General features: G+C 58.8%; 20 protein-coding genes. 11 read left to right on the top strand and 9 right to left on the bottom strand.

Translation table 11 applies throughout. The annotated features are described in order from the left end of the window. Positions 1–12: 12 nt before the first annotated feature. Positions 13–1,953 (bottom strand): CHASE2 domain-containing protein, encoded by a 1,941-nt coding sequence (locus tag AC1D06_RS01230; RefSeq protein WP_477984387.1) that lies wholly within the window; start codon positions 1,951–1,953, stop codon positions 13–15. A 265-nt stretch (positions 1,954–2,218) separates the two neighbouring features. On the opposite strand from AC1D06_RS01230, the gene AC1D06_RS01225 reads away from it, so the two are divergent. From AC1D06_RS01225 to AC1D06_RS01210, 4 genes are all read left to right on the top strand, one after another. Beyond that, a complete protein-coding gene (locus tag AC1D06_RS01225; protein WP_477984385.1) occupies positions 2,219–5,869 on the top strand; it encodes a FecR domain-containing protein in 3,651 nt (1,216 codons plus the stop codon). Between the two features lie 222 nt (positions 5,870–6,091). Continuing rightward, complete coding sequence (locus AC1D06_RS01220) at positions 6,092–6,871, top strand: calcium-binding protein (protein WP_477984383.1); 780 nt, start codon at positions 6,092–6,094, stop codon at positions 6,869–6,871. A 109-nt stretch (positions 6,872–6,980) separates the two neighbouring features. Continuing rightward, positions 6,981–7,265, top strand: a complete 285-nt coding sequence (locus AC1D06_RS01215) for a DUF1349 domain-containing protein (protein WP_477984381.1) — start codon at positions 6,981–6,983, stop codon at positions 7,263–7,265. 195 nt (positions 7,266–7,460) lie between these two features. After that, positions 7,461–7,781: a VOC family protein gene (locus AC1D06_RS01210; protein WP_477984379.1), complete on the top strand. Its 321-nt coding sequence runs from the start codon at positions 7,461–7,463 to the stop codon at positions 7,779–7,781. A 16-nt stretch (positions 7,782–7,797) separates the two neighbouring features. On the opposite strand, the gene tpa is transcribed toward AC1D06_RS01210, so the two are convergent. Together tpa and AC1D06_RS01200 are read right to left on the bottom strand one after the other, a co-directional pair. After that, positions 7,798–9,180: a hypotaurine--pyruvate aminotransferase Tpa gene (tpa, locus tag AC1D06_RS01205; RefSeq protein ID WP_477984377.1), complete on the bottom strand. Its 1,383-nt coding sequence runs from the start codon at positions 9,178–9,180 to the stop codon at positions 7,798–7,800. Next, positions 9,177–10,430 (bottom strand): MFS transporter, encoded by a 1,254-nt coding sequence (locus tag AC1D06_RS01200; RefSeq protein ID WP_477984375.1) that lies wholly within the window; start codon positions 10,428–10,430, stop codon positions 9,177–9,179. Before AC1D06_RS01200 ends, tpa begins: the two co-directional genes overlap by 4 nt. 210 nt (positions 10,431–10,640) lie before the next feature. Between AC1D06_RS01200 and AC1D06_RS01195 the strand changes: the two genes are divergently transcribed. The 3 genes from AC1D06_RS01195 to AC1D06_RS01185 all read left to right on the top strand — a co-directional run bounded on the left by AC1D06_RS01195 (position 10,641) and on the right by AC1D06_RS01185 (position 12,922). After that, on the top strand, positions 10,641–11,237 hold the full coding sequence (locus tag AC1D06_RS01195) for a cupin domain-containing protein (RefSeq protein WP_477984373.1): 597 nt from the start codon (positions 10,641–10,643) through the stop codon (positions 11,235–11,237). 241 nt (positions 11,238–11,478) lie between these two features. Continuing rightward, a complete protein-coding gene (locus tag AC1D06_RS01190; protein WP_477984371.1) occupies positions 11,479–12,147 on the top strand; it encodes a GntR family transcriptional regulator in 669 nt (222 codons plus the stop codon). A 151-nt stretch (positions 12,148–12,298) separates the two neighbouring features. Then, positions 12,299–12,922: a GntR family transcriptional regulator gene (locus AC1D06_RS01185; protein ID WP_477984369.1), complete on the top strand. Its 624-nt coding sequence runs from the start codon at positions 12,299–12,301 to the stop codon at positions 12,920–12,922. Positions 12,923–13,041: 119 nt separating this feature from the next. Here AC1D06_RS01185 and AC1D06_RS01180 read toward each other — a convergent pair whose 3' ends face one another. Then, positions 13,042–14,097, bottom strand: a complete 1,056-nt coding sequence (locus AC1D06_RS01180) for a transporter substrate-binding domain-containing protein (RefSeq protein WP_477984367.1) — start codon at positions 14,095–14,097, stop codon at positions 13,042–13,044. Positions 14,098–14,117: 20 nt separating this feature from the next. Here AC1D06_RS01180 and AC1D06_RS01175 point away from each other — a divergent pair, with 20 nt between their 5' ends. Together AC1D06_RS01175 and AC1D06_RS01170 are read left to right on the top strand one after the other, a co-directional pair. Further along, on the top strand, positions 14,118–15,548 hold the full coding sequence (locus AC1D06_RS01175; RefSeq protein WP_477875439.1) for a flavin monoamine oxidase family protein: 1,431 nt from the start codon (positions 14,118–14,120) through the stop codon (positions 15,546–15,548). Positions 15,549–15,550: 2 nt separating this feature from the next. Beyond that, complete coding sequence (locus AC1D06_RS01170) at positions 15,551–16,591, top strand: Gfo/Idh/MocA family protein (RefSeq protein WP_477984365.1); 1,041 nt, start codon at positions 15,551–15,553, stop codon at positions 16,589–16,591. A gap of 105 nt (positions 16,592–16,696) precedes the next feature. Here AC1D06_RS01170 and AC1D06_RS01165 read toward each other — a convergent pair whose 3' ends face one another. The 5 genes from AC1D06_RS01165 to AC1D06_RS01145 all read right to left on the bottom strand — a co-directional run bounded on the left by AC1D06_RS01165 (position 16,697) and on the right by AC1D06_RS01145 (position 22,137). Continuing rightward, on the bottom strand, positions 16,697–17,641 hold the full coding sequence (locus AC1D06_RS01165) for a dihydrodipicolinate synthase family protein (RefSeq protein ID WP_477875437.1): 945 nt from the start codon (positions 17,639–17,641) through the stop codon (positions 16,697–16,699). Between the two features lie 68 nt (positions 17,642–17,709). Next, the gene (locus AC1D06_RS01160; protein WP_477984363.1) at positions 17,710–18,615 is read right to left on the bottom strand and encodes a dihydrodipicolinate synthase family protein; all 906 of its coding nucleotides are present in this window, start codon (positions 18,613–18,615) and stop codon (positions 17,710–17,712) included. A 24-nt stretch (positions 18,616–18,639) separates the two neighbouring features. Further along, the gene (locus AC1D06_RS01155; protein WP_477984361.1) at positions 18,640–19,701 is read right to left on the bottom strand and encodes a proline racemase family protein; all 1,062 of its coding nucleotides are present in this window, start codon (positions 19,699–19,701) and stop codon (positions 18,640–18,642) included. Beyond that, complete coding sequence (locus AC1D06_RS01150; protein ID WP_477984359.1) at positions 19,701–20,807, bottom strand: mandelate racemase/muconate lactonizing enzyme family protein; 1,107 nt, start codon at positions 20,805–20,807, stop codon at positions 19,701–19,703. Before AC1D06_RS01150 ends, AC1D06_RS01155 begins: the two co-directional genes overlap by 1 nt. Positions 20,808–20,916: 109 nt before the next feature. Next, the gene (locus AC1D06_RS01145; protein ID WP_477984357.1) at positions 20,917–22,137 is read right to left on the bottom strand and encodes a D-arabinono-1,4-lactone oxidase; all 1,221 of its coding nucleotides are present in this window, start codon (positions 22,135–22,137) and stop codon (positions 20,917–20,919) included. 189 nt (positions 22,138–22,326) lie between these two features. Here AC1D06_RS01145 and AC1D06_RS01140 point away from each other — a divergent pair, with 189 nt between their 5' ends. Then, positions 22,327–23,202 (top strand): amino acid ABC transporter permease, encoded by an 876-nt coding sequence (locus AC1D06_RS01140; RefSeq protein ID WP_477984688.1) that lies wholly within the window; start codon positions 22,327–22,329, stop codon positions 23,200–23,202. Next, positions 23,202–23,993: an amino acid ABC transporter ATP-binding protein gene (locus AC1D06_RS01135; RefSeq protein WP_477984355.1), complete on the top strand. Its 792-nt coding sequence runs from the start codon at positions 23,202–23,204 to the stop codon at positions 23,991–23,993. The genes AC1D06_RS01140 and AC1D06_RS01135 overlap by 1 nt, the downstream gene beginning before the upstream one ends. Positions 23,994–24,005: the final 12 nt, after the last annotated feature.

Genomic DNA, 24,005 nt, shown 5'->3' with positions numbered 1-24,005 from the left:
CCATGCAAGCAATTAACCCTTCGATGCCTTTCGCATAACATCGTAGTATGAAGCCAATTCCAGCGGTGGGGGCTCGACGAAATGGGGCAGAGCCCGTCTCGAATATTTTGCGGCAAGGAAAATGTCGTGACGCATCCGTTGCTCGGACGTGATTGCACGAACAACAGTGTAAACCGGTGAGAACTCCGTCCGGCCTTTGACCTGGATGCGATCGAGCTCCACGACCGCAAATCTGTCGGCAACCGCCTTCGCTGTACGTTCTCCGATCAGCAGTGGCGTTCCATAGTTCTTCGAGGCGCCCTCAAGTCGTGACGCCAGGTTGACGCTGTCGCCGAGCACGGAATAGTCGAAACGCTGGGCGGAGCCCATATTGCCGACGACGCATTCGCCGGTGTTTATACCAATCCCGATCCGCAGCGTGTATGCCTCGCGCCCGCTGGACCTGGCTTCCCCGGCCAGTTCCGCATTCAGCCGATCGATCGCGCCCAGCATTTCGAGCGCGGCCGAAACCGCGTGGATCGCATGGTCGGGATCGTCGAGCGGCGCATTCCAGAAGGCCATCAGGCAATCACCGATATATTTATCCACCGTGCCCTCCTTGAGCACGATGTCGCTCAGCGGCGTCAGAAGCCGATTGATCAATGCCGTCAACTGCTCCGGATCGTCCTTGAGCTGTTCGGATATCGTGGTGAAACCGCGCACATCGCAAAACAGGATCGACAGCGTTCTGCGCTCTCCGCCCAGCTTGAGATGAGACGGATCATCTGCGAGCCGTTTCACCAGTGCCGGGGAAAGATATTGCGAGAATGCCCGAATGATCTGCTTTCGATTCTGACGTTCCTCGGCATAGTCGAATGCAGCCTGGGCCGCTGCAACAGCGAGATAGGCCACCATTGCACCAAGCGGCGAGACGAAGACATAAGTCAACCACAAGCCGGCGCCGCTGATCGCAGCCAGCAGAAACAGGGCGAGCAGCCCGGCCGTCACGGTGCGCCAGCCGGGGGACCCGACGGAGACCGCAGCCGCCAACACACAGGCGCCGAACAGCAGCGGCAAGCCTCCGATCCAGCCCGGATGGACGACGGACAGGTTTCGCCGGAGATTTTCGAATATTGTCGCCTGGATCTCGACGCCGGCCAGCAATTTGCCTGTATGAACGGTATAGGATGTCGCGAACGCGTCGCTGGCGCCGCTTTTCACGCTTGCCGCATTCTGCAGGCTCAGCCCCACAATCACCACCCGGTCCTTGAAAAACCCTGATGGTAACATCTTCTCGGGATCAAGCGCCTGATAGTAGGACACCGTTGGAAAGGTGCGCGCTGGCCCGAAAACCTGTGCCAGCCTGTCGCCAAGCGGCGCACCGACCCTCAGCCCCGCGGCCTGCCCCAGCCGGACGGCAAACCCGTCCGTATAGGTCGGTATGCGCCGGAAGACGCCGTCCCGGCCCAGGCCGATCGATGCGATACCGGGTTTTGCCCCCGTTTCCGTCAACTCCGCGATCGGCTCGACCCGTATGAGCTGATCGGCCTCAGGCGTCACGATCAGCGTTTCGTCTCCCGCCAGCACAATGTCCGGGCCGAGAGCCCTGGCCAGAGCCAGGTCGTTTTCGGGCTTGGACGGTTCGGAGAAAATGATGTCGAGAGCGATCGCCTTGGCGCCGGCGGCACGAAGTTGCTGGATAAGCTTGGCGTGCAGTGCACGCGGCCAGGGCCACTGCAAATTCACATCGGCCATCGACGGTTCATCGATCGCCACGATGATCGGCCCGTCGGAAGAAAGTGACGGGCGCCGCAAGGTCGACATGTAGTCGAACAGTTTTAAATCGAAAAGCTGCCACGCACCAAGGCTGGTTATCGATGCGACGATGATGAATGTCACGACAGCGGTAAGGCCGGCTCGCAGTGACCGGCGACGTAGCCGATTTTCTGCCGTACCGGGTCGGCCGTTCGCCAAAAGGCTTCCTGTTGCAAGACCAGACTTCAGCAAAAGACCTCAACCAAGCGACTTCTGTCGTCAGATAACCACAGAGCACGAATTCTGCAAAGGCAAACCTGATTTGTCGTTTTGCCAAACTTGAACTCTCGTTCAGTTTCGTTAATCTGCCTTAAGTCTCGGGGGACCTCAGTTTGGCGATCATCAATTCCGGTAACGAAAAGGGCGATAATGGGCGGGATTTGCCGCCTGCGTTTGCGCGCTTATTTTGTTGAGGCGGAAAGCTATGGAGAGGCGCCAGGTTTCCAAGTCCAATAAACAGACGTTTCGTTCCTCACGACGGATAGCGGTCGCTTTCACCGCTCTTCTGTTGAGCCTCGCAGCTTCGCGCGGATTGGCCGAAACATATCCTCGGGTTTCGGCGGCCGAAGGAACGGTCGTCGCCCACAAGATCGGCGAGGAAGCGAAGTTCGTGGATCTGCCCGTCTGGCGCCCGGTGGATGTCGAACAGAACCTTCTTGCCGGAGACACGCTGCGAACCAATGCCGGCGGCAATCTCTCCATTCGTTTCGCCGACAAGACGCTTGTTCGCATGGGCCGCAACACCACGCTGATCGTAAAAAAGATCGACAGCGTCGACGAGAGCGTGCTCGGCCTGACGGAAGGATCGGTCTGGGCGCGCGCCGTGCGCGGGGGAAGCCGCCTGGAGATCGACACGCCGGCCGCCGCCGCCGCCATCCGCGGCACGGACTGGACATTGCGGGTCAGCGGCGGGCAGACGACGCTGACGGTGCTGGAGGGCGCCGTCGAACTGAAGAATTCGCATGGCGCCGTCCTCGTTCATCAAGGCGAAGGCGCGACTGCGACGCTCGGCCAGGCGCCGCGCAAATATACGCTCGTGAACCTCAGGGAACGCGAGCAGATGCTGCTCTACACCGAATTGCGCGGTGTGTTCTCGGACCTGCCGGCGACAGGCATGGACGGCCCGCGGTCGCGCGCCGAACGCCGGCGCCTATTGGCGGTTCCCCCGCGCAACCGAACTGCGGATGACTGGCTCATCCTCGCCGAGACATCGCTGCTTCTCTCTGGCCGAGCGGATGCGCGCATGGCGCTTGCCCATCTCAAGCGACCGCTTGCCACGAGAGACGAGGCGCGGGCAAAGCTTGTTGAAGCCATGCTCGCCGGCCTGGACACGCATTATGCCGAGGCCGCGCGTCTGTTCGCGGCGGCACTTCCGGCACTGTCGCATGACCGCAAGGCGGTCGCCGCCTACGGTCTCTGGTTCGCGCGCTCACTCGCCGAGCCAGACAAATCCATCCCGCCGCCAAGCCAGGCCGCCTATGCGGACGACGTTATCTCCGCACTCGCCCAGGCCAAGGCCATCGCCCATTTGAAAGGCCAGGCCGACGCCATCGCAGTGCTCGTCGCCGCGGAAAAACGCTTTCCCGACGATGCGAGACTTGCGGCGATGCACGCCGCGTTGGCTATGGAGCTTGACCGCCGCGACGAGGTGAAGGCGGCGCTCGACCGCGCTAGACGGCTCGACCCGGACGAGCCGACCTATCTTTTGATTCTGGGCCGATACAAGGCGACCATTTCGAGCGATCTGGACGGTGCGCTTGCCGATCTGCAACATGCAGCGGCAGTGGCCCCCGGTGCTGACGATGTCTGGAATGAGATCGGTTTGGTGCAGGACGATCGGAATGCCATCGTGGAGGCTAAGGCCGCCTATAAGCGTGCCATTGCCCTCAACCCCGAAAATGCAGCGCTGCATGCAAACTATGCGCGTTTTCTGATGGACAATGATCAGATGCAGGCGGCGAGGCACGAAATCGACGCGGCCGAAGCGCTCGATGCGCATTCCTATGCCGTGCTCGCAGCAAAGGGACGCTATCTTTTGCATATAGGCAAATCCGCAGAAGGGGAAAAGGCGCTTCTCGAAGCCTCGGCACAGAACCCGACATATGGAGACGCTCTCATCGGTCTTGCAATAGCCAGCTACCAGCAAGGCGCAACCGACGAGACAACGCAGGCGCTCGACAATGCTGATCGTTTCGATCCGAGCAATGCTTCGATTCCGCTCATCCGTTCGAGTATCGATCTCGATCAGTTCGAGGCTGACAAGGCAATTGCAGACGCGCGAGAAGCCCTGCGGCGCCAGCAACTAAGCGGCGGCTACCACTCGGGATATGACCCCAACCGAGACGCCTCCTCTTTTCTAGGGCTGACGCTGGCGAACCTCGGCCTGAACGAATGGGGTCAATATTACGCCGATCGCGCCTATGATCCCTTTCAGTCATCGACTTATTTCGATGAAGCGGACGCTGGTCGGCTGACGCCTTTCATAAGCCTGCCACCATCCGGTTTGGAACGATTTCCCACAGGCCAATCGACGGAAACATCCTATCTCCAAGCCGCCTTGATGAACCCGCTCTCGGTAGCTGCAGAACAGAAAAGGGTATCACTCGAAACCCGAAGCTTTTTTGAAACCGCTTTCACCGGGAATGTACTCGACCGAGGTACAGGGCCGGGTCTCGGCGGCACAATCGAGCTTCAGGGGACCAGTTATACGGGCTTGCCGCTCAGTTATTACATTCGGGGTGAAACCGAACGGCCAAAAGGGCTGCGTGACAACGATTACAATGATATCGACAACGGATTGTTTCGTGTCGGCATACGACCGACGCTGGCTGACAATCTCGTGGTTTTTGGCAACAAATATAGCACTGATGAAGGTTTTCCGGGGCAGCTATCGAACCCCAGCCCCCTGGACAATACCAGGGCGGACTATAACACAATTGGCGGCGCCTGGAGCCATACTCTAGGTGATCGCAATGTCGTCCAAATGCTTGCTGTGCTCGACAACACAGATGTACAGGAACAGTTCATTCAAAGCAGCAAGAGCGGGACACGCTTCGTCGACCAGCACCTTTCCAACCAATCTCTCACCCTTGGGTTGAACCAGATCCTTGGCATCGGACCGCTCACGTTGCGTTACGGGGCGGAAGCGGCCCAACTTCATGGCTCGACGTCGCACGTATCGTATTGGTTCGATACGGGTTTGATAGAAAGCGCCGGCCCATTCACGAGCAACAGTTTCGCAACCCGTACCTATCTCGATGCCACCTACGACCTGTCTCGCGCCCTGAGGCTCGAGGCGGGAGGCTATTTGGTCAACATCGACCGGCAAGGAGGAGAGTGGGGACCGCTCGATACACGCTTTGGTGTCGCATGGTCACCGCAAGATGGCCAGTCGCTGCGCGCATACTATCGCCAAGACACCCAGTTTCCAACGAACTATACTTTGTCCCCCATATCGACAGTCGGGCTCGCACCGATGGACCTCCCAGTCTTCGCGGGAGGGCAAACGCAGACGACGGCTGTGCGCTGGGATGCGGAATGGAACGAGCGGTTGTTCACTGCTGTTGACTACCAGCACGTCAAGTTCAATGGCCTGTCGCTTTCTATTGAAGATTCAACGATTTTCTTTCCCGTATCGGATGGTGAGATCGATCGGTTGAACTTTTCCAGCAATTACTGGATCGGCAATGGGATTGGCGCATTCGGTTCCTTGACGCTGAATAGAAGCCGCGACCTGACCCCAGGCTTCGACGGCTTGGAAGTCCCCCTCGTGCCAAATTATGAAGCGCAAGTCGGACTGAAATACGTGCACCCGTCACGCATCACGGCATCGATAGCCCAGAACTTCATTGGTCAACGCGTTGGTTTGCAGCAGCTTGACGATAACGGAGCTCCAATATCGATCAAGCTGAAACGCTATACGACCATGGACGCCGCACTGAGATGGACCTCCAAAAATCGCGCACTCGATTGGGGATTAGCCGTCACCAACATTTTTGACACGCGATCGGAATCGGCCCTCGATATCCCCGCACCAGGTCGAACGATCAAGGCAACCTTTACCGCACGCTTCTAGTTCTACTGTGTCACTAAATTCGGCTATGATACCTGATTTGGCAACAAGGACATCGGGTGAGTTGTTTGGCAATAACGACAGCGATATGTCGCAAGCGTTAGGCGATCTCTTTGAGGGGCGCTACAACGTAGTGCAACACTCTTGCTGCTTGCCTGTTCGGATGTTGCAATGAAGGCTTCGCCTTGGTAACGGTTGCAGGCTCATAATCATAGGGGGTATAAAATGAGTTACCGTATTGCGGCTGGCGACGACTTGGATAGTATTGCGAGACATTTTTCGACCACTGTTTCTAACATAGCTTATTCTCAAATAAATCTCGGCGTGGCCTACGAGACCAATGCTGTAGTTGACCTCGACACCTCTAACGACATGTTCACATATCTGGACATGATCCATTTAATCCTGGCTTCTCATGATGGCGTGATGTTCGATACGTATCAGGAAACTTACTGGCAGAGGGATGGAAGTTCGAAACCTGTTGATTTTAGCGATGAGTCGTACACGATGATGACCGTAGACCTAAGAGATGGAGACGATGTCTTTAAAGGTGCTGACGGCTGGACTACGGCTAAGGGTGGCGATGGGAATGATCAAATTGCTGGCGGCAGCTGGGAAGACGACCTCTATGGTCAATCTGGTGCTGATACTTTGCGCGGTGGTGGCGAGGACGACCTCCTTGTTGGCGGTAGCGGTTCCGATATATTGATCGGGGGATCGGGAGAGAATGAACTTGAGGGTGGCAATGGTTCAGATACTTTTATCTTCAATCAACACACTGAAAAATCTACGATTACAGATTTCGTGAGCGGCAATGACTCCGGGCACGATGTTATCGATTTGACGGCAGTTGACGCAATCACCGATATAGCCGATTTGAAGGCAAACCATCTGACGATATCAAATGGTGAGGCGGTAATCGCTTGGGCAGGTGGACACAGAGTAACGATTGAAGGCATCACAAGCGCCTCACAGTTAACTAACGCAGATTTCATTTTCCATTGAGCGACCTAGCGCGCCGCAATCTGTCGGCGCGCCGCGCTCATCCCCGCACCGCGTCTGGGCAATGGGCCAAGTTGGTTTATGAGCTGTCCGCGCTCAATGACCCACCATCGTGTCCGTCGTTACGCGGGACACGTCCGATGATTGTAATTCGGAGGAACCGGGGACCGACTCGGTCTACCTGCGCATCCACAAGGATGACAATCTGGTTGCCTTCCATTGGTCACTTGATGGGCGTTTCTGGAAGATGGTGCGAATCTTCGCACTCGGCTCCGCTGACGACGCCTTCAGCATGGGGTTGCTCGCTCAGGCGCCGCTCGGTCAGCCATGCCGGGTGAAGTTCGACGAAATCGCAACGTCGTCCGTGCGGATCGAAAACCTCCGCAACGGCAGCTAGATCGGCGAACATTCCGACTGAGCCGTTTGGATTTCCCGTTAACAGGGTTTCGGGAGCGTCCCTTTCGATGGAGACTTGCCGGCGCCGCCTTGCGCTGCAAAGCCATGACTCTGTTGGGGGGATGCATATCCGTGACGCAGTGCCGGCCGTGTTTGATCGGAGCTTTGATTTTTGCTCACAGTCCGAACGAAATCGATGTCAACGACCCGCGGCGTGAAGATGGCAGCTCCTTTCAGCCCAATTGGCATTGATCATGTCGTCTTCCTGGTCAACGATATGGACGATGTCCTCCGCTTTTATGTTGACGTCATGGGCTGCCGGCCGGGATATTCCTATCCAGCGCTCGGCATGGAGCAGGTGGGGTGCGGATCATCCCCATCATACTGTGGGATACGACGTATCCCGGTGGCAAGCCGGTCTGTCGCAAGCGTCAAACCGGCAGCATGCAGGACAAACAGAGACCTCGCGACCAAGTTGGAACACGGGCCGAGTAGCGAGAGCCTCCTGACGGTGTGACAACCGGCAGGCTTAATCAACCGAACACCTTGGTCAGCGCATTGTCGATCGCATGGGTCAGCGTATCGATATCGCTCTCGGAGGCGATCAGTGCCGGGCTCAGGCAAAGCGTATTGTTAAGCCCGGGAATCGAACGGTTGGTCGCGCCGATGATGACGCCCTGCGCCAGGCAGTCCGCGACAACGGCCTGGACCTTCTTCTCATCGGCCGGCTCTTTGGTCTTGCGGTCGGCGACCAGTTCGGTGCCGCAGAAGAGACCGGCGCCGCGCACATCGCCGATGGCGGCATGGCGTTCCTGCAGCGCACGCAGGTTGCCGAGCAGGCGTTCGCCCATGCGCACGGTGTTGTCGAGCAGGTTCTCGTCCTCGATGATGCGCATGTTCTCAAGCGCGGCCGCCGGTCCGGCGACGCAGCCGCCGAAAGTCGAAATGTCACGGAAATAGGACAGGGGATCGGCGGGATCGTCCTTGAACATGTCGAACACCCGCTCGGTCGTCACGGTGCAGGAAATCGCGGCATAACCGGACGCGACGCCCTTGGCCATGGTGACGAAATCCGGCTCGATGCCGTATTGCTGGTAGCCGAACCATTTGCCGGTGCGGCCGACGCCGCAGACGACTTCATCGATGTGCAGAAAAATATCGTATTTGCGGCAGATGTCCTGCACCCGCTCCCAGTAACCGCGCGGCGGAGTGATAACGCCGCCGCCAGCGGTGACCGGCTCCAAACAAATCGCGCCGACCGTATCGGGGCCTTCGCGCAGGATGACGTCCTCAATGGCATCCGCGGCACGCTCGCCATAGTTCTCGACCTCGCCCCACTGGCTGCGATATTCCAGGCAGTGCGGCACTTCGACGAAGCCTTCCGGCAACGGGCCGTATTGCAGCCTGCGCTGCATCTGTCCGCCAGCTGCGAGGCAGCCGAGCGTCGTGCCGTGATAGTCGCGATCGCGATAGAGGATTTTGTATTTCCGGCCGCCATGATGACGTTCGGAAATCTGGCGGACCATCTTGAAGACCTTCTCATTGGCCTCCGAACCGGAATTGGAGTAATAGACGCGCGTCAGCCCCGGCATCTTCTCGCTCAGCCGCTTGGCAAACAGGGCGCCCGGAATGGAGCCGGCCGCACCGGCATAGTAATTGAGCTTGACCAGTTGATCGCGCACGGCGTCGGCAATGCTCTCGCGGCCGTAACCGACATTGACCGTCCAAACGCCGCCCGAGAGACCATCGAGGAATTCCCGGCCGGTCGCATCCCATAGCCGCATGCCCTTGCCTTCGACGAACACGCGCGGGTCGCCCGTTTCGAACGGCTTATGCTGGGTCAGGTGGTGCCAGACATGTTCGCGGTCGGCTGTGACGACATGGCTGATATCGTTTGGAGACGTCGTGATGTTCATTTCGGAGTTCCCTTATGCAGACGATTGTTGGAAACGGAGCACGACGCACGCTTTGTTTCAGGCCTTGCGCCGGCACGGCGGGCGACGCGAAACAGGACGATCGCTGAATTGACGACAGCAAGCGACAACAGCGCATGGAGCATGGTCTGGATACCAGATGAAACGATCAGTTTGCCGGCGATCAACGGAAAGCCGAACACCCCGATGAAATAGGCCAGTGCGAACAACAGCAGCGACTGCGGCATGAGGCCTGCCGGCGCCTCGTTGGCAGCGAGGCCGTTGATCACGGAATAGGTCAGCCCGTACCCCACCCCCAGCATCGCCGCGGTTCCGAGATAGGCCAGCGGGTTGGACGGCATGAAAAGGAATAGGATGATCGAGGCCAGCGTCAGGCTCGTCAGGACCAGAAGTGAATGGAACGGGTCCTGCTTGACGACATGTTTTGCAAGGAACAGGCGGCCAGAGATCGCAGCCGACATGAAGCCAAAGAAGAACAGGGAATAATCGAACCCGTGCGCTTTGGCATAGCTGGTCTGAAAGCTGGACAGCCCACCGAAGATTGCGCCGCCGACGCCAACCATGACGATGGAATATATTGCAGGCGAAGCGACGACCTGGCGCGCGGCACTGAACGAGATCTTGTTGACATGCGGCACAATCTTGCCAGCGCCGGTCAGCCGGACATGGAGCCAGAAATAAAGCGCGCCGCCGATGAGGCTGGAAAACGACGCCAGCGCGAAGGCCGTTTCGATCGGCAACGACAAGCCGGTGGCAATACGGCCGACGATCGGTCCGGCACCGATGCCCGACATCATCGACCCCGAAAGCAGGGCGAAGGACTTGATCCGGTGTTCCGGCTCGATGATCGCGGCGACCAGGATGGGTCCGAGCGTATAAAACGTGCCCCAGCCGATGCCGAGGATCAGGCCGACGGTCATCAGGCCCGCCCCGGCTGAAGGGAACAGGGCAAAGCCCAGCCCCGAAGCCGCAAGAAACAGTCCCGAGACGGCCACGGCCCGCGGGGAACCGATGACGTCGGCGATGTGGCCGGACAGGATGACCAGAACGACGGTACTGAGCGTGGCGGCCGAGATCACCAGACCCGCCATCGCCTCGTTTCCGCCGCGCTGCCCCACCAGCATCGGAATCAGAAAGGTCACGCCATAGGCGATCGAAAGGAGAAATCCACCGATGCAGAGGATGGCAAATTCGCCGCCATCGACTTTCTTCTGCGCAACGGAGATGTTCATGTGTCCACGTGCCCCCGCGATGAAACACATCCGGACTTCCGTGGCGACGAGCATCCTGCAACACCGTGGAGACGGCGCGTTGCGCGGCATTGCCTGTGACACGGTGTTTCCTCCGGAATGTCGCGATCATGGAAATCACGTTTGGACTTCATCAACAAGTCGTTTTCTTTGTTTCCATAACCCATTGAAAAACATGATATCATCGTTCATATGTTTCGAAATGATCAACACTCTCAACACGCCGGCGGAGGTATTGCATTGATCGACGATCTGGGCGGACGACTTCGGCATGTCCGCGAACTTCACGGCCTGTCGCAAAGACAGTTGGCCAAACGCGTGGGCGTGACCAACTCGACGATCTCGCTCATTGAATCGAACAGCAGCAATCCGTCCGTCGGTGCACTCAAGCGCATTCTCGACGGGATACCGATCGGGATGGCGGAGTTCTTCGCCCTGCAGCCAGCCGCTCCGAAAAAGGCCTTTTACCGGGAAGACGAATTGATCGAGATCGGCAAGGGTCGAATCTCCTACCGACAGGTCGGAGAAAAGACATTCGGCCGTGCTCTTCAGATTCTGCGCGAACGATATCAACCGGGCGCCGACACCGGCTCCATTCCTCTCGTCCATGATGGCGAAGAAGGCGGGATCATCCTCAGCGGCAAGCTGGAAGTGACTGTTGACGGCGAGCGCCGGATTCTCGGCCCGGGCGACGCGTATTACTTCGACAGCCGCAGGCCGCACCGCTTCCGATGCGTTGGGCCGGTCGTCTGCGAAGTCGTGAGCGCATGCACCCCGCCGACGTTTTAGTCGGGTGTCAATTCGCGGCAGATCTCGCCCAGCTTATCAACTGAGCGCAGCAAACGAGACGTCGGCTCATTGGGCGCAGTTGAGCTTATAATGGTGGGAAAGGACGGGCTGAAACGAAGGAGACGCATGCCGACCTGCAGGATGCCGGCGACATGCCCCCTCGGATCCAAACGAGAGGCGTTTGCCTTTGGCTGCTCCGGTGTTATGTAATACGCAACCAATCAGCATTGCGGGACTCACATTGGAACCTCAGATCCGACAACATAATTTGCGGCAGCAGGCATTGGATATCCTCAAAGCGCGACTGGTTTCCGGAGCATTGGCACCGGGTGAGATTTACTCCGCTGCCGCCATGGCGGCAGAGCTCGGCGTTTCCAACAGCCCGGTACGGGAGGCGATGCTGACGCTGGTCCATCAGGGTCTCATGGAAACCGTCCGGAATCGCGGATTTCGGGTTATCCCCATTCGGCGCAAGCAGCTGGAAGATATTTATAAGGTTCGGCTCCTGCTGGAAATTCCGAGCATCCACACGCTTGCAGGTATGCCGGACCAGGTGCGCAAAGTGGAGTATGAGCTGCGTGCGAAGCTCGCTGAACTCCGCCAGAGTGCAGAGAACAATGACATTGTCACCTATTTGAAAGTCGACAAGGCGTTTCATCTCCAGCTTCTCGGGATACTCAACAATCCCTATCTGGTGTCGACCATCGAAACGCTTCGCGACCAGGTGCGACAGTATGGCGTGGGTGGCGTTACCGCCCACGCCGTTCTTTCCCGTTCGGCCAGCGAGCACGAGAAAATACTCGAAGCCATTCTCGCGGGCGACGGTGACAAAGCGGCGGATCTGATGAGGCATCATATTCATCAGTTGATCGAAGACTGGGGCGGCCCGGCGTCAAATCAACCAGCCTAGAAATCATTTTCAGAGCTTACAGTCGGACCCCGGCCGTTCTACCGCGTGCACGCAGGTTGCGCCACCAAACTTGCATCACCAGCAAGAACGGCATATATAATATGTAACCGATAACCCATTGTGACAGTCCGTGGAAAATATTCTTCAGCAAATGAATTTGCGGGACCAGGCGCTCCAGGTCCTGAAACTGAGACTGGTATCGGGCGACCTTGCGCCAGGTCAGATCTATTCCGCTGCGGCGCTGGCCGCAGAACTGGGCGTATCGAACAGCCCGGTCCGTGAGGCCATGCTGACACTGGTCAATCAAGGCCTGATGGAGACGGTGAAGAATCGTGGCTTCAGGGTCGTTCCGCTCAGCGACAAGGAACGGCGTAATATTTATGAACTCAGGATGCTCCTGGAGATACCGTCCATGGTCAAGCTCAGCACGGTGAAAGACATCGTCGCTCAGCGATTTCAGGAGTTTTCAGAGATTGCCACGACCATGGTCAGACACGCCAAGGAAGGTGACATTGTCGGCTATCTCGACATGGACCGGCAGTTCCATTTGGGCCTGTTGCAACTGCTTCAGAACGAGCAGCTTGTTTCCATCGTCGAAAATCTTCGGGACCAGTCAAGGCAATATGGTTTGAAGGCGCTATCGGAGCGCGGGGGATTGGTGCGGTCGGCTGAGGAACACCAGCCCATCCTGGACGCGATCGTGTCGGGCAATGGTCCGCTGACCGCAACGTTGATGACCAATCATCTCAGCCATCTCGTGGGAGACTGGGCCTGAGATATGCTTTTTCATCAGATATGCTTCGGAGTCTATCAGGCCTGAACAAAGCACGTCGCCTGCGGTAGCGCGGCGACGTGCTCCTGGAAGCGAGCAGTTATATTGGGAGGTTACTCGCGTCAGAAGCCGTATTTCGGCGGCGTCGAACCTTGCGTGTAGATCTCGGCACTCTTTGCGGCACCATACGAGGTGTCGTTCTTTTCCAGGATCTTTGCGTAGTCGCCAGTCTTGATCAGGTGGTCATAGGCGGCTTTGAGCGCCGGAAGCATCTGTTCCGAATTTTCGTTTCGCGCAACAGCCGTGGCGCATGGGCCGCCGCCGATTTCGCCGGACGCGTTCAGTGCCGGATTCATGCGAATGGATTCCTGCGCACCACCCCGATTGATGAGAACGCCGTCGACGCGGCCGCTGTTCAAGGCAAGAATGGCATTGCTGATCGACGGAAATGCGCTGACGGTGGCTGCCTTGTCGCATTTGGCTGCGCCGGTCTTCAAAGTCTCCAGCTCAGCGGATCCAGCCATCGCACCGACGATGTGGCCGCAGATCTCCGAAACCTTCTTGGGCTTGAAGCCCTTTGCGTCAACGACCAGGAACGAGCTGTAGTCCTGCCAGTCGGTGACGAAATCCGCGACCTTAAGGCGCTCTGTTTTGACATAGAATTCACCGAAGGAAATGTCGTACTTGTTCGCCTGCAGGCCGGTCAGGGCTGCCGCGAACGGGATCAGGCTGATCTCGGCTTTCAGGCCGAGTGTCGCTGCAACCGCGTTGGCCAGATCGACATCCATGCCCTTTAGCTCGCTGCCGTCTTTATAAGCCAATGGCTTTCCGACATCCGGCACGGCGATGCGCAGAACTCCAGCATCCTTGATCGCCTTGGGAAGCATGGCTGCGACGTCATCCGACTTCGCGATGTCCTGCGCCTGCACTGTTGTCAGCGACATGGCTCCGACAACCGTCGCTGTCAGGATCGACAAAATGTTGCGCCTACTAAGCATTTTCATTCCCCTCGGTTCGTGCAGTTCGCGACCGGTTCGATAACGACTGCCTCGTTGACAATGGTGTCTTACGGGTGATATATTACCGCTTATCGACAGCAGTGCAAGAACTTTTTTGGCAGACGATGGCCGGACAAGAAATGGGGCAACCCGCTGAGATTGCGGCCGAATGAACCACAATATCGAGGTGAGAACAGCACATGGATAAGCCGAGTTATGACGTCATTATCGTTGGCGGAGGTCCGGCCGGGCTGTCTGCCGCGTGGGAATTGCGTGAGCGTAACCTTCTGGTGCTGGAGAAGACGCATCGGCTTGGCGGCCGCCTCTATTCCGTGGCGCGTGGTGATTATTGGCTGAACCTCGGCGGACATCTCTTCCCGCCTCCGGGCTCGCATATGCGCAACATTCTTCATTCGATCGGCCTCGATATCATTACCATTCCCGGCAACAAGTTCGCCATCTGGTGGGGCAACAAGGTCTACAAACCCAAGGCGGTGTCGATGCTGCCCTTCAGCATGAAGATGAGTTTGGGCGAGCGGATCGCCCTTGCTCGTCTTGGCCTGCGCATCATGAAAGCGGTCAAGGGCTGGCAAAAGGAAATGGTGCCGGTTTATGGCGAGAGCAACCAGCGTCGCCGCGCACGCGTCGCCCGCTTCATGGCGAACCAGACGTTCCGCGATTTCCTCGGTCGTTTGCCGAAGCGATTGGAAGCCCTGTTCCAATCTGCATCGCGTCGCGCCGCCGCCGAGGCGGAGGATCAGCATGCTGGCGTCGGCGTGTCGCTGTTCGGCGCTGTCTGGGCCGGCAAGGGCGATTCCATGGCGCTCAATCTCGATGGCGGTTCCGGCCGGTTCGGCGAGAGAATGATGGAACTTCTCGGCGACCGTGTTCGCTATCACACGACGGTCAAGTCAGTGGCGAAAACGGGCGACCTAGTCACGGTTGTCTATGAGACCGATGGCATCGAATACACTGCGATTGCCAGGCAGGTCATCGTCGCCGTACCGGCCTATCAGGCCGCGGAAATCGTCCGCAACATTCCTCAGGACGTGAAAACCGTACTTGAGAGCGTTCAGTACGGCCCCTTCCCCACCATGGGCATCATCACCGATGAAACCGGGCCAATGCCTTATGACGATATCTACGCCATCACCACGCCGGATGCGTCGTTCGACATGTTCTTCAATCACGCAAACCCACTTCGTACCGGTGGCCCGCGCAAGCCGGGCGGCAGCCTGATGGTCTATTCCGGCGGCGCGCCCGCACGCGAAATGCTGAAGCTGACGGACGAAGGGATCAGGGACACCTATCTTGCCGACGTCTACAGGATGTTCCCCGAGCTCAAGGGGCACATCAAGGAAACAATCGTTCAGCGATGGGTGCCGGGAAACACCTATCGACCCGCCGGCTTCAACTTCGACCCCATGCTTGCCTATTGCGAGCGCGACGATGTCGACATCCATTTCGCCGGCGATTATTTCGCCGAGATCGGCAATATGGAAATCGCCACCGGCACCGGCCACGAGGCCGCAAAGCGGGCGCGCGCGCGCCTGCTCAGCAAGCAGGACCGGGCCGCCCCGTTGCATGTCGTCAGCTCTGCCGGCGCGGCCTCCGGCGTCGGCGGAAAATAGCCATGACGCCTTGCCGCTTCGGAATCATCGGCGCCGGCGTCGCTGCAGAGACGCATGCGCGCGAACTGCGCAACGTGACCGGCGCAGAGCTGGTATCGGTTTTTGCAAGAAGCCAGGAAAAGGCGGCAGCGTTTGCCGCCGCCTTTTCGATTCCAAAATGGTCGAGCGATCTCGACGAATTCCTTTCCGACCCGACGATCGATGCCGTCATCGTGACAACGCCCAATGGCCTTCACAAGGACTATGCGGTTGCCGCCGCCAGGTCAGGCAAGCATGTCATCGTCGAGAAGCCGCTCGAAATTACCTCCGACCGCGCCCGTGACGTCATCGCCGCCTGTGCCGAAAGCGAGGTTGGCCTGTCCGTCATCTATCACCGCGCGCATTCCGATGCAGCCCTGCAGGCCCTATCCGATGTCCGGAACGGGGCCCTGGGACGGATCTTTCTCGTCAGCATCCTGGACAACGAATTCCGGCGGCCTTCCTACTATTCTGGCGATGCCTGGCGCGGCACGTGGGCGATAGAGGGCGGTGGTTGCGTCATCACCCAGTCGACTCACCTGATCGATCTCGCGCAGTTCTTGCTGGGACCGATTTCCTCTGTCTTTGCCATGACCAGGACAGCCTTTCACGACATCGAAACCGAGGATGCGGCTGTTGCCGTGTTTGCTTTCAAGTCTGGTGTCATGGGATCATTCTCGTCATCGACAGCCGCCTTCCCCGGCCAGCGGCACCTGCTGACGATCAGCGGAAAGAGAGGCACGATCGTCATCAATGGGGAGCATGATGAGATATTGTTTCGCGAGACGGCGGACGAGGGGGAGACCCATTCGACGCCTGGCGGATTCAGTTTCAAGGACTTGCAAAATCCTCGTGACTTCCCGACCAAAGGCCAACGCGCGCAGCTTCAAGCCATTGTCAACGACCTGCGCGAAGGCAAGATTCCAGATGATGGCGCGAGAGCCCTGATGTCGGTCCAGGTCGTAGAGGCGATCTACCGCTCTGCATCCGAAGGAAAACCCGTCTCGCTACCACTCAGTTTATAAGGCCGGCAGCACGCGACAGAGGATCATCGCCAAACGATAGGGCCTCAGACAAAATGGGGCCGGCAGAGCGGCCCCATCACGAATTTTCTTAACGAAAGCGTACTGCTACGCGGCGTTGATTTGGCGCCAGTTGCTGTACCATTTGCCAAACAATGCAAGCTGAGCCTCGACATAGCCGCGCTGGCTGTCCGTCAGCGCGTCCGTCTCGTTGAAGTGCAAAGTATATTCCTTGTCGCCCTTCAAGGTCATCATGTACTTGAAGTAGAGCACGAGATCCGGGCCTTCGTCGAAGGAGGAAAGGACGGCAAGTGCTGCCTCCAGTTCCAAGGCGAGCTTGCGCGCCTTTGCATCTCCCGCGGCGGCTGCTTCCGACAGTTTGCAGAGATGAATCACCTCCTGCGGCAGAACATTGCCGATGCCGGTGATCGCACCCTTGGCGCCGCAATTGACGAAACCGTGCACGACGGCGGTGTCGACACCGACCATCAGCGTGACGTCATCGTCCCGGCTGGTGATGTTCTCGGCAGCATAACGCAGGTCCGCGGGACCGCCGAATTCCTTGAAACCGACGAGGTTCGGATGTTCCGCGCGCAGGGCGAAGAACAGATCGGCTCGTGTTGCAAAACCGTAATACGGGCTGTTGTAGATGACCGCGGGCAGATCCGGCGCCGCCGCAAGGATCGCCTTGAAGTGCGCGCGCTGGGCGGAGATGACGGAGCCACGCGACAGCACGCGCGGTATAACCATCAGTCCCTTGGCTCCGACCTTCTGGGCATGCGCCGCATGGGCAACGGCAGACGCGGTATTGACCGCGCCAGTGCCGACGATAACAGGCACGCCGGCCTTGGCCAGACGCTCGACGCCTTCCATGCGTTGTGCGTCCGTCAACAGCGGCCAATCGCCCATCGAGCCACAGTAGACGACAGCGGACATTCCACCGGCGATCAATTCTTTCGCCTTGCGCACCAGTGCGTCGAAATCCGGGCTGCGATCGTCCTTGCAAGGCGTCATCAATGCAGGAATGACCCCTGAAAATATCTCGACCTTCACGTCAATTCTCCTTTGGCCCTCTCGGGATAAACCATGGCGGCCCCTTTTTGCGGAGCTGCCGTTGATCGTTATCGGGCAGCCCGCGTCAAGTAGTCAGGGTTCACCGAAGCCAGGGCGGCCTTCAGCGATTCCCTCTCGGCCGCCGTATATTGCGGGATAGGCGCACGGACGGGACCGACCGTCAAGCCGAGGATTTCGCAGGCGGCCTTGACGCCGGCATTGTAGCGGCCGTTGCCGAGCAGGCGCACGATCGGATTGATGTCACGCCATACCGAAACGAGCGTCTGGTCGTCGCCGCTTTCACTTGCCTTTTGCAGTTTTGCCAGAGCCGGAGTCATGAAATTGGCAATGCCCATGACCATGCCGGGCGCCTTCGATGCCAGTGCCGGAAGCATCAGGACGTCCTCGCCGTTGAGCAGGGTAATGTCCTGCGAATGGTCTGAAAGCAGGTTGAACATCTGCATGATGTTCGCCGAGGAGTCCTTGACATATTTGACTTGCGGAATTTCGCGGGCGAGCTTCACCAGGAAGTCGACATCGAGATGCAGACCGGTAGCGGGCGGGAAGTTGTAGGCGCAGATCGACAGGCTCGTCGCGTCCGCGACAGCCGCGTAATAAGCAAAAGCCTCGTTGAAGCCGATCGGCTCGTAATAGGGCGTCGCCAGCATCACCGCAGTGGCGCCGACCCGTTCGGCATGCTTGGTGAATTCGATTGCCTCGCGAGACGAGGTCGCGCCCGTATGTGCCAGGACAGCGGCACGTCCGGCCGTCTGCTCGACGACGACTTCGACCAGACGCAGACGTTCCTGATGCGAAAGCACCGAGAATTCACCGGTGCCGCCTGCTGGCACGAAGCCATCGACACCATCGGCAATGTTCTGGTCGACAAGCTTGCGAAGTGCTGCTTCGTCGATCTTCTCGCCATCGGCGGTGAATGGCGTGACGATTGCGGAAAGTACACCCTTGAGGGTCATGTTATATCTCCTGGATCGAAATTGTCAGAGCGGGGCGAAGCCATCGGCGAGACCGTCGTCCTCGTCCGCAGCGATAATGAGAAAACCGTTGATGTAGGCGCGGCCGGTGAGAGCGGGTGTCGTGAACTTGCGATCCGGCGTCTCCCGCACCCGCTTCGCGGTGACGGTGAAGGTCGAACCGATAATGCTCTCTGTCGTCAGCGTGTCACTCGCGGCGATCCTGCCTTCGGTCACCAGCTTGGCGAACAAGGCGCTCGTGCCGGTGCCGCATGGCGAGCGATCAATCACGCCCGGAGGCGCCACGACGACGATCTTGGCGCGATCTGGCGTAGCAGCATCGTACTCGTAAAACAGCACCTGATAGACGTCGAGAAGATCGTTCGAAAGCGGATCGTAAACACCGTCCGCCGTGTAGGTCTCCTTCAGCCGCCGCGCGAGACGGACGATCTCTGTCGCGTTGCCGCGATCCAGCGAAAGGCCAATCGTCCGGGCATCCACCGAAATGTAGTAATCACCGCCGTAGAGCAGCTCGACCGGCATGCTCTGGCCGTCGACCTCGCACGCGCCTTTCGAGACGACGAAGGATTCGACATTGGTCAGCGTGATGGTGGTGAACTTTTCGCCATCACGGCGGGCCGTCACACCGACCGGGCCGGCAGGTGTGCGGATGCTGAATTCCGTCCGGGTCGGGCTGTCGCGCCAGAGGTTCGGCAGCATGCCCAGTTCGACGATGACCGACGCGAACCCGATCATGCAATGGCCGCACATGGGCGGATAGGAGCCAGGTTCAAGGATGACAGCGCCAATATCGCAGCCGTCCTCCTGGCTATGGATGGGCAGAACGGCACAGGTCAGGCCGCCGCCGCGGGGCTCATGGACGAGCCGCCGGCGCCAGTGATCGGCGTTGTCGCGCAACCAGAGACGGGCTGCATTGACGGTGGTGACGTCACCGGGCAGATCAATGCCCGAGAGCACGATGCGTGTGGGATTTCCTCCCGTATGTGAATCGACAGCGAGGAATTCCTGTCGGCCTGCCCGATCGAGCCACTTGATGGCGGCTGGCGGAAGGGTGCGGCTATCGGACATCACTTCGTCACCTCGAAGAGTGCCCGGCCCAGGGCCTTGTGATCGACGCTGATGCCAAGGCCCGGCGTTTCCGGCGCACTACCCCGCCCCTGGTGCGAACGGGGCGCGTAGCCGGCGATATGTTCCTTGGTCCAATCATTGAAGAAGGAGGCATGCAGGAGCGCGTCGGCACGGGTGCTCGCGGCAACATGCGACACGGCCGCTGTCGTGACGTCTCCGCCCCAGACATCCTCGATGCACATCGTCATGCCGAGATCCGTCGCCAGGTTGCGCATCCGCACTGCCCCGGTAATGCCGCCCACGCGCGCGAGCTTGATGTTGACCGAGCCGGCTCCGGCTTCGTATTTCGCGCGATAGAGCTCGGCCGCGTTGACCACAGATTCATCCATGACGAGGGGAAACGAGCTCATTTTCTGGACGATGGCGCAGTCCATCGTGTCCCTGCACGGCTGCTCGATATAAATGTCGAGGCCGGCCATTTCGCGGACGGCGATGATTGCTGCCTGGAGATTCCAGCCGCCGTTCGAATCCGCCACGATGACGGCGTCATTCGGGCAGGTATTCACGACGCTGCGCGTGCGCTCGGCATCTTCATAGGGATCGTTGCCGACTTTCACCTGGAACCGGTTGATGCCCGCCTTGCCACGAACACGGACGAATTCCGCCATTTCCTCAGGCGAAGCGAGCGGCACGGCCTCGTAAAGAGGGAAGCTCTTCTGGGCAACGCCGCCGATCAACTTGGAAATCGGAAGGTTGGCGACCTTGCCGAGAATATCCCAGCAGGCGACGTCGATCGCGCTCTTGGAACTGTTCTGACCGAGCAGGACAGCATCCATGGCCTCGTGGATGATGATCAGGTTCGTCGGATCCAGACCGATAAGCGAAGGCGCCATCACGCGGATGCCTTCGCGGGTTCCTTCCGCGAAGGCCGGCAGATAGGTCCCGCCGAGCGTGCTGCTCTCGCCCCAACCCTCCACGCCGTCGTCGGTCAGGATCCGAACCAGGGTCGACGCCTGGCTCTGCGCCGCCCTGCCCTTGGACATGACATACTCACCATGAGCATAGGTGAGCTCATAGCCGTAAACTTCTATGGAGGCGATCTTCATCGGACTTCATGCCTTAGTGATTGGTAACGGGTAATATATTACATGTGACTGACGGAGTGTCAACACGAAGACCGCCTCCATTTTGGCGGAGGCAGCCACTTCGTGGACACTATCCAAAAAGCGCCGAGAGATGCGGATTCAGGAAGAGATCTTGCGGATCCATCTGAAGCCGCACGCGCTGAAACCGCTCATAATCCGGATAAAGCGCCTGCACACGCTGCCTATCGAGAAAGTGAAGCTTGCCCCAATGTGGGCGTCCCGCGAGCGGCTGAAGCGCCTCGTCGACCGCGCATAGGAAGGGTTCGTAATTGCGACCGATCTCACCGGAGACTGAAATCGACGTGCTGTCCCGGCCGCTCTGCGCAGACAGGAAGCCCCGATCCGCCTTTTGCCAGCGCACCTGGAGCGGCGAAATTTCTTCCGGGAAACGCCTGAGCATCAGGTCGCGCATGATGTCGACGGCAGCCCGAGCCTGGTCGGCGCCGACCATATATTCAAGCTCGTGGAACTCAGCCACCGTCGTTCCGTCAGGATAGATGCGATAGGCCCGGCCGGTTCGACGGTTGATTTCGCCCAGAGGCTCATCCGGCAATTCACCGGGGACTTCGCGCAGCAGTTTTACGAAGCAATGATCTGCCGGCACATCGCCAAGCTTATACATTTCAGCCGAGCGGTCGGTGGGCATCCACCAGAACGAAAAATGCCTGTATTCCGCCAGCAGATAGTCCCATTGCCGGAGGACTTCAGACATCGGCAGAATCATATTCTCTTCCCGCAGGCCATAACTGGGAACCAGGTCGAGGCCGACACGCAGGACCGGTCCAAGCATGCCCACGGCGACTTGGGCAGCCAGCAGGTGCTCCGGCGTGCTGGCGTCGATGTCGATGACCTCGCCCATCCCGTTGACGACGCGAACGCTATTCACCCGCGACGACATCGAGCCGAAATGGATTCCGGACCCCTTCGTGCCAGTCGCAACGGCGCCGGCCACGGATTGAACGTCGATGTCTCCCTGGTTTGCGATCGATAGGCCGGCATCCCACAGCGACTGCCCAATGTCCGCGATCCGCGATCCCGCCCAAACCTCAGCTTTGCTTGCCGCCCTATCGACAGAAATCACGCCCGTCAGCTTGGACAAATCGAGGAGGAGGCCCTTGGTTTCGACAACCGGCGTAAAGGAATGCCCTCCGCCGGCCACGCGAACGGTCTTCCCGTCCCTGACGGCATTCCGGACGACAGTTATCGCCTCATCTTCCGTTTCGGGCCGGGCAATCGATTCTGCTTCGAATGACTGATTGCCACCCCAATTGCCCCAGGAATTCTCACTCATTTTCCACTCCGTCATTTTTTCGCATGCCATCAAGCTTGACTCATCGCCATTCACTTGCCACTATGTAAACGGCTATCGGTTATCGATTACCATAGAAATGTCGAGGCATCTACCGCTAACTTGACGACGTTCAGGGGAACGCAATTGACACAGCTAATCGTTCGGCAGCTCAGCCAAGATTATGAGAAGATGCCAGTCGTGCCGCTCAAGCACCATGGACGCTGGATCGCAGCCGGACTGCTGATCGTGATTCTGGCCGGTCTCGCGGCCTCGATGATAACCAACTCCCGGTTCCAGTGGGATGTCGTCGCCCAGTATCTGTTTGACGATGCTATTCTCTCGGGCCTGCTCGCGACGATCTGGCTGACGATCGCCGCGATGGCGATCGGCATGGTGCTCGGCACGATCATTGCGCTGATGCGCATCTCCCAGAACCCGGTGCTGGGCAGTATCGCTTCCGGTTACCTCTGGATATTCCGCGGCACACCACTGCTTGTGCAGCTGATCTTCTGGTTCAACCTTTCAGCACTTTATCCGCGGATAACCATCGGCTTTCCCCTTGGCCCCAGCCTCGGCTCCTTCGATGCCAATACGTTCATAACGGTCTATGTCGCCGCCCTTCTCGGCCTCGGCCTCAATGAAGGGGCCTATATGTCCGAGATCGTCCGCTCAGGTCTGAATTCCGTGCCTGTCGGCCAGCGCGAAGCGGCCGAGGCTTTGGGCATGTCGAGCTTCCGGGTGATGACCCGCATCATTCTGCCGCAGGCGATGCGCGTCATCATCCCCCCGACCGGCAACCAGCTGATCGGCATGCTGAAGACGACATCCCTGGTCAGCGTGATCGCGCTGCAGGAACTGCTCTATTCCGCCCAGCTTATCTACACCGCGAACTTCCAGACCATTCCACTCTTGATTGTCGCCTCGCTTTGGTACCTCGCGCTGACGACGGTCCTCACGATCGGCCAGCACTTCCTCGAGCGCCATTTCGGCAAAAGCGATCGCCGGCTGAACACGCGGGCAAGCGCCGCTAACGACAGCGAAGAACAGAACGCGGGGACCGTCTGATGCTGGCCGCACCATCCTCCCAATTCACCGACCAGTATGCGGTCAATGCGCGCGGCGTGCAAAAGTCCTTTGGCACGCTTCGCGTCCTCAAAGGCGTCAACCTGACCATCGAGTATGGGAAAGTTTGCTGCATCCTCGGGCCGTCGGGCTCCGGCAAAAGCACATTCCTGCGCTGCATGAACCATCTTGAACGTATCGACGGCGGCTTTCTCCAGGTCGGCGGCCAACTGGTCGGATACCGCGAGCATCACGGCAAACTCTATGAGATGAAGAAATCGGAAGTCGCGCGTCAGCGCGCCGATATCGGCATGGTCTTCCAGAACTTCAATCTATTCCCGCACATGACGGTGCTGCAGAACATCATCGAAGCGCCGACAAAGGTGAAGCGGGTCGCAAAGACCCAGGCCGTCGAAGAAGCGATGGTGCTTTTGTCGAAAGTCGGGCTGACCGAGAAGGCGAATGCCTATCCTCGCACCTTATCGGGCGGCCAGCAGCAACGTGTGGCAATCGCCCGCGCTTTGGCCATGAAGCCGAAGCTCATGCTGTTCGACGAACCAACCAGCGCGCTCGACCCGGAACTGGTCGGCGAAGTGCTCAACGTCATGCGCGAACTGGCAGCTGAAGGCATGACCATGGTCGTGGTCACCCACGAACTCGGCTTCGCCCGCGAGGTCTGCGACAAGGTGGTCTTCATGGATGGCGGCGTCGTGGTCGAGGAAGGCAGCCCGTCCGAACTCTTCAGCAATACGAAAACCGATCGCGCCAAGGCTTTTCTCAGCAAGGTGCTGTAATCCAGTGAACGG

It is taken from the genome of Rhizobium sp. P2_G2 (assembly GCF_056403555.1).
The sequence above is the reverse complement of the archived record's forward strand: the minus strand, read 5'-3'. Positions and strand labels throughout refer to the sequence as shown.

Excerpts from the sequence above, each read along its gene's own strand:
- AC1D06_RS01155 (WP_477984361.1), bottom strand. The coding sequence starts at position 19,701 with ATGTCCGATAGCCGCACCCTTCCGCCAGCCGCCATCAAGTGGCTCGAT.
- AC1D06_RS01175 (WP_477875439.1), top strand. The coding sequence starts at position 14,118 with ATGGATAAGCCGAGTTATGACGTCATTATCGTTGGCGGAGGTCCGGCC.
- AC1D06_RS01150 (WP_477984359.1), bottom strand. The coding sequence starts at position 20,807 with ATGAAGATCGCCTCCATAGAAGTTTACGGCTATGAGCTCACCTATGCT.
- AC1D06_RS01170 (WP_477984365.1), top strand. The coding sequence starts at position 15,551 with ATGACGCCTTGCCGCTTCGGAATCATCGGCGCCGGCGTCGCTGCAGAG.
- AC1D06_RS01220 (WP_477984383.1), top strand. The coding sequence starts at position 6,092 with ATGAGTTACCGTATTGCGGCTGGCGACGACTTGGATAGTATTGCGAGA.
- tpa (WP_477984377.1), bottom strand. The coding sequence starts at position 9,180 with ATGAACATCACGACGTCTCCAAACGATATCAGCCATGTCGTCACAGCC.
- AC1D06_RS01210 (WP_477984379.1), top strand. The coding sequence starts at position 7,461 with ATGTCAACGACCCGCGGCGTGAAGATGGCAGCTCCTTTCAGCCCAATT.
- AC1D06_RS01225 (WP_477984385.1), top strand. The coding sequence starts at position 2,219 with ATGGAGAGGCGCCAGGTTTCCAAGTCCAATAAACAGACGTTTCGTTCC.
- AC1D06_RS01160 (WP_477984363.1), bottom strand. The coding sequence starts at position 18,615 with ATGACCCTCAAGGGTGTACTTTCCGCAATCGTCACGCCATTCACCGCC.
- AC1D06_RS01140 (WP_477984688.1), top strand. The coding sequence starts at position 22,327 with ATGCCAGTCGTGCCGCTCAAGCACCATGGACGCTGGATCGCAGCCGGA.
- AC1D06_RS01185 (WP_477984369.1), top strand. The coding sequence starts at position 12,299 with ATGAATTTGCGGGACCAGGCGCTCCAGGTCCTGAAACTGAGACTGGTA.
- AC1D06_RS01145 (WP_477984357.1), bottom strand. The coding sequence starts at position 22,137 with ATGAGTGAGAATTCCTGGGGCAATTGGGGTGGCAATCAGTCATTCGAA.
- AC1D06_RS01135 (WP_477984355.1), top strand. The coding sequence starts at position 23,202 with ATGCTGGCCGCACCATCCTCCCAATTCACCGACCAGTATGCGGTCAAT.
- AC1D06_RS01195 (WP_477984373.1), top strand. The coding sequence starts at position 10,641 with ATGTTTCGAAATGATCAACACTCTCAACACGCCGGCGGAGGTATTGCA.
- AC1D06_RS01200 (WP_477984375.1), bottom strand. The coding sequence starts at position 10,430 with ATGAACATCTCCGTTGCGCAGAAGAAAGTCGATGGCGGCGAATTTGCC.